The organism is Elusimicrobiaceae bacterium (assembly GCA_028700325.1).
Taxonomy (GTDB): Bacteria; Elusimicrobiota; Elusimicrobia; order Elusimicrobiales; family Elusimicrobiaceae; genus JAQVSV01.
Genome location: JAQVSV010000017.1, coordinates 26,475 through 32,585 on the forward strand (window position 1 = coordinate 26,475; position 6,111 = coordinate 32,585).

At 59.6% G+C, this 6,111-nt stretch carries 4 protein-coding genes; 1 reads left to right on the forward strand and 3 read right to left on the reverse strand.

What is annotated here, in order from left to right; all coding sequences use genetic code 11:
* Positions 1-9: 9 nt before the first annotated feature.
* Positions 10-1,161: an alpha/beta hydrolase gene (locus tag PHW69_03915; GenBank protein ID MDD4004332.1), complete on the reverse strand. Its 1,152-nt coding sequence runs from the start codon at positions 1,159-1,161 to the stop codon at positions 10-12.
* Positions 1,162-2,073: 912 nt separating this feature from the next.
* Here PHW69_03915 and PHW69_03920 point away from each other — a divergent pair.
* Positions 2,074-4,032, forward strand: a complete 1,959-nt coding sequence (locus PHW69_03920) for a Zn-dependent oligopeptidase (protein MDD4004333.1) — start codon at positions 2,074-2,076, stop codon at positions 4,030-4,032.
* A 113-nt stretch (positions 4,033-4,145) separates the two neighbouring features.
* Here PHW69_03920 and cysS read toward each other — a convergent pair whose 3' ends face one another.
* A complete protein-coding gene (gene cysS / locus PHW69_03925) occupies positions 4,146-5,570 on the reverse strand; it encodes a cysteine--tRNA ligase (GenBank protein MDD4004334.1) in 1,425 nt (474 codons plus the stop codon).
* Positions 5,567-5,998 carry a hypothetical protein gene (locus PHW69_03930; GenBank protein ID MDD4004335.1) on the reverse strand — a complete coding sequence of 144 codons (432 nt, stop codon included), beginning with the start codon at positions 5,996-5,998 and terminating at the stop codon, positions 5,567-5,569. The genes cysS and PHW69_03930 overlap by 4 nt, the downstream gene beginning before the upstream one ends.
* Positions 5,999-6,111 lie beyond the last annotated feature (113 nt).

Below are 6,111 nucleotides of genomic sequence, written 5' to 3' on the forward strand. Positions count from 1 at the left end.
TCCGCACAGTCACTTCAGCAACGGAAGCATATACTCGCGCACAACATCGTTGACGTACACCGAATCAAGAGTTTTCAGGTTAATCTGCACGCCTGAAAAATACGCCCCGTGCCAGACGGAAGTGGAATTGAGTTTCTGCAATTCCCGCCGCGCCTGCGTGTAATCGCCGAGCTTTTCCCGATCCGCCTGCTCGCCGGCCAGCATGCGTGCGGCGAATTCCTCTTTCGATATGCCCGCCATTCCTTCGGCGTCATATTCCTCAAATTTCCCGCCGGCTTCCTTCCCGGCGAATTGGCCGCGCAGTCTGGAATCTATTATTTTGCGCAGCGCCGCCCGGGCGGGATCGGCGGTGGCGTCCACCCGTATGTTCAGGTCGGCGGCGGCTATGTCGCTTGAAACACGGTCCCGCAGCGCCCACAGGTTTATCCAGCGGCCCACATTGCCCGGCTTGCGCGCTTTCAGAGGAAACAGTTCCTTTATCAGGCCGATATCAACAGCCGCACGCATCCAGAACGGCCCCGGCGCCAGCGGAGAACCCATCGTGATGAATTTTTCCACCCGCACCGGCGAATGCCGGGCGGCCAGCCGGTTAAGAACGCAGTGCATCAGCACCGATCCCCAGCTGTGCGCCAGCACATAAACCGGCTTGTTATGCTTTGCGGCGACAGCATACACCTGCTCCATCCAGCCGGAAAGCATCCGCGCCTGGCTGAAACTCTGATCCCAGTCACGGCTCCAGTCAAACGGCACAAGCTCGTATTTCCGGCCTGTTTCCGGCAGCCGCGCTTTTAAAAATTCCGTCAGATAATCAGGCGGAAAATATAACGGTTTCTCAACAACATAAGGATCGGTCTGCTTCAAAAACTCCAGATACCGCTCAAGACCCTCCTGCTGGATAACACCCAAATCCTTTCCGGCCAGATAATACAGCGCCGCCCGTATGTGCTTGAGTTCGACACCGTAGCCAATCTCGCCGAAATTAAGGCCCCTCACGGAAACCAGCACCGCGTCCGAAGCGGCTATCCCGGCTTCATTAACGGCCAGCGGTTTATCCGCTTTTTCAAAGCCGTCACCGGCGGGCCCGGCAACCGCGACACCCGTATAAAACAAAAAACACGCAAACAGAACATTCGCCGCTCGCGCAATACCCGTCCGTGTCACATGACTCTGCGTTTCAAAGCTGTGCATGGCTTTCACTTTTAGGAAGTTTATAAAATAATAACAGGCAACGCATGGGCCGTTGGGCCCAAAAAAGGGACCCGCGCCATTAAGGCAACGGGTCCTCTAGTAACTACCCACCTAACACCTCCATGCCTGCTCACGGCGGGGTACTGCACCCTCCACACAGCCCGCGGGACCGCGCACCTGCCGGGCTCTACAACCAACTTCCCCTCACTCGCCTCTAAACCGGCCGGACCGGCCGTTACGAGGCACCACGCCCCGCCTGCTAGGAGTTCCGAACCCTGTTCCAGGGCGGTCCGGCTAAAACGCCAGATGGCGCGCCCAAGACTACGGAAACCCCGATATGTCACGGTCAAAACCGGGCCCAGAACGGAACCCGCTCCCCAGGGAGCCGCGATTCCCGGCAACACCGGCGGACGACCGTCAACATTTCAAAGAACTGCTCCTTCCATACTGACGCAAACAGCCTTGCAACAGCTTCGCCCAAACCCTTCCGTTTCTGCACTCAACCGGTTAAGCTACTCCCTCCCAACCCCCCGCAAATCAATCCGCTCATGACAACCGGCCGCCAACCGGCGGCCCTCGCTGAAGAGGGGCGCGCAAACTGTCCTGACCGCAACAGCCGCACTGACAGCACGCCTAACCGCACTCCCGCCACTCTGACAAAATTCGCGAGTCGGCGACCCTAAAGAGGTCTTTTGCAAGCCCGCATGTTCGCGGGTCCGTTATAGCCGACCCACGATAGTATACCCGGAAAACGCTCGTTGTCAACCCCTCAATTTTTTCAGGCCGGAACAAGCCTATTGCCATAAGAGGAATTTGATTAATAGAATTGTCTTGGCGGGCCGCAGCCGACCGGCGCGCCGAACGCTTCGCCAAGGAGATCCAGCAATGGCCGGAAATACCTTTTTGAATTTCGACTATACACCCACCTCAATCCGGGAAACAGGCGAAGCCGCGCGCGCCGAATATGAAAAACAGCTGGCGAAGATTGCCGCCGTCGCGGCGGGAACCCGCACTTTCGAAAACACCGTTCTCGCGCTGGAAAACGCCGGCGCGGATTATAGCGACGCCATAGCCGTGCCCGGCGCGCTCGCCTATTTCTCGCCCGATCCGGCCGTGCGGGACGCGGCCGCCGCATTTCAGCTGGAAACCAGCCGGTTCGGCATAGAGGTTTCCGCCCGCCGCGATATCTACGCGGCGCTTTGCCAGTACGCCGGCTCCAAGCCCACCCTGCAGCCCGATGAACGCCGCCTGCTCGACCAGATGATGCTGGATTTCAAGCGCGGCGGCCTGCAGCTTGCGGATCAGGATCTTGAGAACGTGAAAGCCCTCAGAAAAGAACTCGCCGCATTTCAGATACAGTTCACAAAAAACCTCGCCGCGGTAAAAGACGGCATAACCCTCCCCGCAGACCGCCTCGGGGGACTTCCCGAAACCTATACTGACGGGCTTGAGCGCCGGCCCGACGGAACCCGCTTCATTTCGCTGGATTATCCGGACTACCTGCCCTTCATGGACGATGCCGACGATGCCGAGGCGCGCCGCGAACTGGAATTCAAATTCAACAACCGCTGCGCGCAGGACAATGTGGCGCTGCTGGAAAAAACGCTGCGGCTGCGGCATCAGATCGCGGTCAAACTGGGCTACCGCTCGCACGCGCATTTCATGCTTGAAGACCGCATGGCAAAAACTCCGCAGACGGTGGAACTCTTTCTTGACAACCTGCGCGACAAACTGCGCGGCAAAGCGCAGGACGAACTGCGCGAAATGAAACTGCTTAAAAACAACGAAACCGGGCAGGGCGGCTCGATGGCGGCATGGGAGTGGCGTTACTGGAACAATAAAATCAAAAAAACCTGCTGCCATGTGGATCACGCGAAAATAAAGGAATACTTTCCGGTTCAGGCGGTGACGCAGGGCCTGCTGTCGCTGTGCGAGAACCTGTTCGAGGCGGAATTCAGGCGCGCGGAGCTGCCCGTCTGGCACCCGGACGTGCAGGCCTATGAACTGCGCGAGAAAAAATCCGGCGCGCTGACGGGCTGTTTTTATCTCGACCTTTATCCGCGCGACGGCAAATACAAGCACGCCGCCTGCTTCGCCCTGCGCGACGGCCGCGCGCTGCCCGGCGGCCAGTATCAGAAACCATGCGCCGCGATTGTGGCGAATTTTCCGAAACCCGCGCCGAACGCGCCCTCTCTGCTCACGCATGACGACGTGCAGACCCTGTTTCACGAGTTCGGCCACGTTATCCATACGCTGTTTACAACCGCGCGGTTCGGCCGGTTCTCCGGCACCGCGGTGGCTCGCGATTTCGTAGAGGTTCCTTCGATGACGCTGGAGGAGTGGGCGTGGGAGCCTGCGGTGCTGAAAGCCATTTCCTCGCATTACAAGGATCCGGCCGCGAAACTGCCGGATTCCGAGCTCGACCGCCTCGTCGCGCATAAAAACAGCGACGCCGGCCTGACCCGCCTGCGGCAGCTGTTTTTCAGTCTGCTCGACATGAAATACCATCTCGCGGAAACAACCGACACCACCGCGCTGTATGAACAGTTGATGAAGAAAATCTCGCTTATCCCGATGACGCCGGGCACCCACCCGCAGGCCGGTTTCGGCCACCTCATGGGCGGCTACGACGCCGGCTATTACGGATACCTGTGGGCGGCGGTCATCGCGGCCGATATTTTCGGCGAATTCAAGCGCACGGGCGTGTTCTCGCCGCAAACCGGCAGGAAGTTCCGTGATCTCATACTCGCGCCCGGCCGATCGGAAGACGAAGTGGTGCAGGTGGAAAAATTCCTTGGCCGCCCCGCCAACGACACGGCTTTCATAAAAGGAATGGGGTTATAACTCCGCGCCGGCGATTGCTGCTGGCGCGCTGAAATTTCTCCGGCCGCGCCAAGGTCTGTGCGCCATGCCGCTGTTTTGCTGACCGGGCACGGTATTTGCGGGCGGATTTCAGGCTAGACGATATTCCACCCGGTCGTGCCGTCAGGCCTGTCCCTGAGAGTCACGCCTTTTTCAAGCAGCGCCTTGCGCAGTTCGTCCGCCCTGGCGAAATTTTTTTCGCGCCGGGCCGCGTTGCGCGCTTCAATAAGCTCCATGATTTCTGGCGGAGCCTGTCCGCCGTCCGCCGGCTTATGCTCCGGCGCAAGCAGATCAAGTCCCAGCACCGAATCCGCGTGCGCTGCGAACGCCAACAACTGGTCCGGCGGCAGCGTTTTATCCTTCGCCGCTTCCCACATAACCGCCACGGCTTTCGGCAGATTAAGATCGTCGGCAACAGCGGCTCCGAAGCGGACGGCATGATCAGCCGGCCAGCCCTGATTGCCCGCGCCCGCAACTCCGGCCGCCCGGCTTTTCTCCTGCGCGGCGTGAATCAGGGCGCGCAGGTTCGACAGGCTTTTTCTGGCAAAATCCAGCGCATCCCACGAAAACACCAGCTGGGTTTTATAATGCGCGCCCAGACACAGATACCGGTAATCAAGCGGGCTGTAGCCTTTCTTCGCCAGCACCGGAACCGTCAGGAATTCGCCGGACGATTTCGCCATCTTCTCCGAATCTTTCGTTACCAGAAACTCCCCGTGCACCCAATACCGCACATAAGGCTTGCCCGTGGCGGCCTCGCTCTGGGCGATTTCGTTGGTATGATGCACGGCGATATGGTCCACGCCGCCGCAATGCATATCCAGCGTTTCGCCAAGATACTGCATGGCCATGGCCGAACACTCTATATGCCAGCCGGGAAACCCGGTTCCCCACGGCGACGGCCACTCCATCTGCCGCTTTTTGCCAGCCGGGGAAAACTTCCACAGCGCGAAATCCGACGGATTGCGTTTCTCCCCGTTAAATTCCACCCGCGCGCCCGAACGCAGGCCTTCGATATGCGCTTTGCCCGCCAGCGCGCCGTAAGCCGGAAACTTCGACGTGTCAAAATACAGCCCGTCGGAAATGCGGTAGGCGAACCCTTTTTCATCCAGCGTTTTGACCAGCCGGATCATCGCCTCGATATGCTCGGTGGCCCGGCAGATTCTGGTCGGATCCACGCAGTTGAGCGCGTGAAAATCATCAAAAAACGCCTTCGTGTAAAACTCCGCTATCTCCCAGGCCGTTTTGCCCTCGCGCGCGGCGCCGCGCTCCATTTTATCCTCGCCGCTGTCGGCGTCGGACTGGAGATGCCCCACGTCGGTAATATTCATCACATGCGACACCTTGAAACCCTCAAGAACCAGCGCGCGCTTGAGCAGATCCTCGAAGATATAAGTGCGCATGTTGCCGATATGCGCGTAATTGTAGACCGTCGGGCCGCAGGTGTAAAGCGAAACCGCGCCTTTGTTCAGCGGCTTAAATTCCTGCTTGGCTCTGGCAAGCGTATTGTATATCCTCATGGCTTTGCGTACCCCGCCGCCGGATACTGCGGCAGCAGAAGCTCTATGAACTGGCGGCAGAACCGCGCGCTGAAATCAGCGGCGGCCTCCCGGCTGAGCAGACAGTCAACCTCGACGCTGGAAAACGGGTTCACCGCGCCCGCCGGAGTGACGGCGTAGGAAAACCCCTCCGGCAAATGCTCCGGCCCGCCAGCCTTTTCGATCACCGCGGCCTGCGCGGTTTCAAGCGCGCGGTAAAACCGGTTGATCTCGCCCTGCCCGGGCGCGCGGCCCAGCATGAACGTCGCCGACGAAACGACCGCCGCGGCGCTTTTGGAAAGCGGTCCGTCGTCCGGCGCGGCGAGCGTCCGCCCGGAGCCGGTCCTGACGCCTTGCGCGCACGCGCAGGCAAGCGTCGCGGCAAACAGAACGGCAACGGCGCATTTCATCCGACTTCCGCCGTGGCGATCGCCTGGCAGGCGATCGCGTCGCCGTGGCCGATATCGCCCATGCCTTCATAGCTTTTCGCCTTGACATTCACCGAATTTTCGTCGAGCCTGAA

Bases quoted from the DNA above. Each gene is read 5' to 3' on its own strand.
- PHW69_03920 (MDD4004333.1), top strand. From the start codon at position 2,074: ATGGCCGGAAATACCTTTTTGAATTTCGACTATACACCCACCTCAATC.
- cysS (MDD4004334.1), bottom strand. From the start codon at position 5,570: ATGAGGATATACAATACGCTTGCCAGAGCCAAGCAGGAATTTAAGCCG.
- PHW69_03930 (MDD4004335.1), bottom strand. From the start codon at position 5,998: ATGAAATGCGCCGTTGCCGTTCTGTTTGCCGCGACGCTTGCCTGCGCG.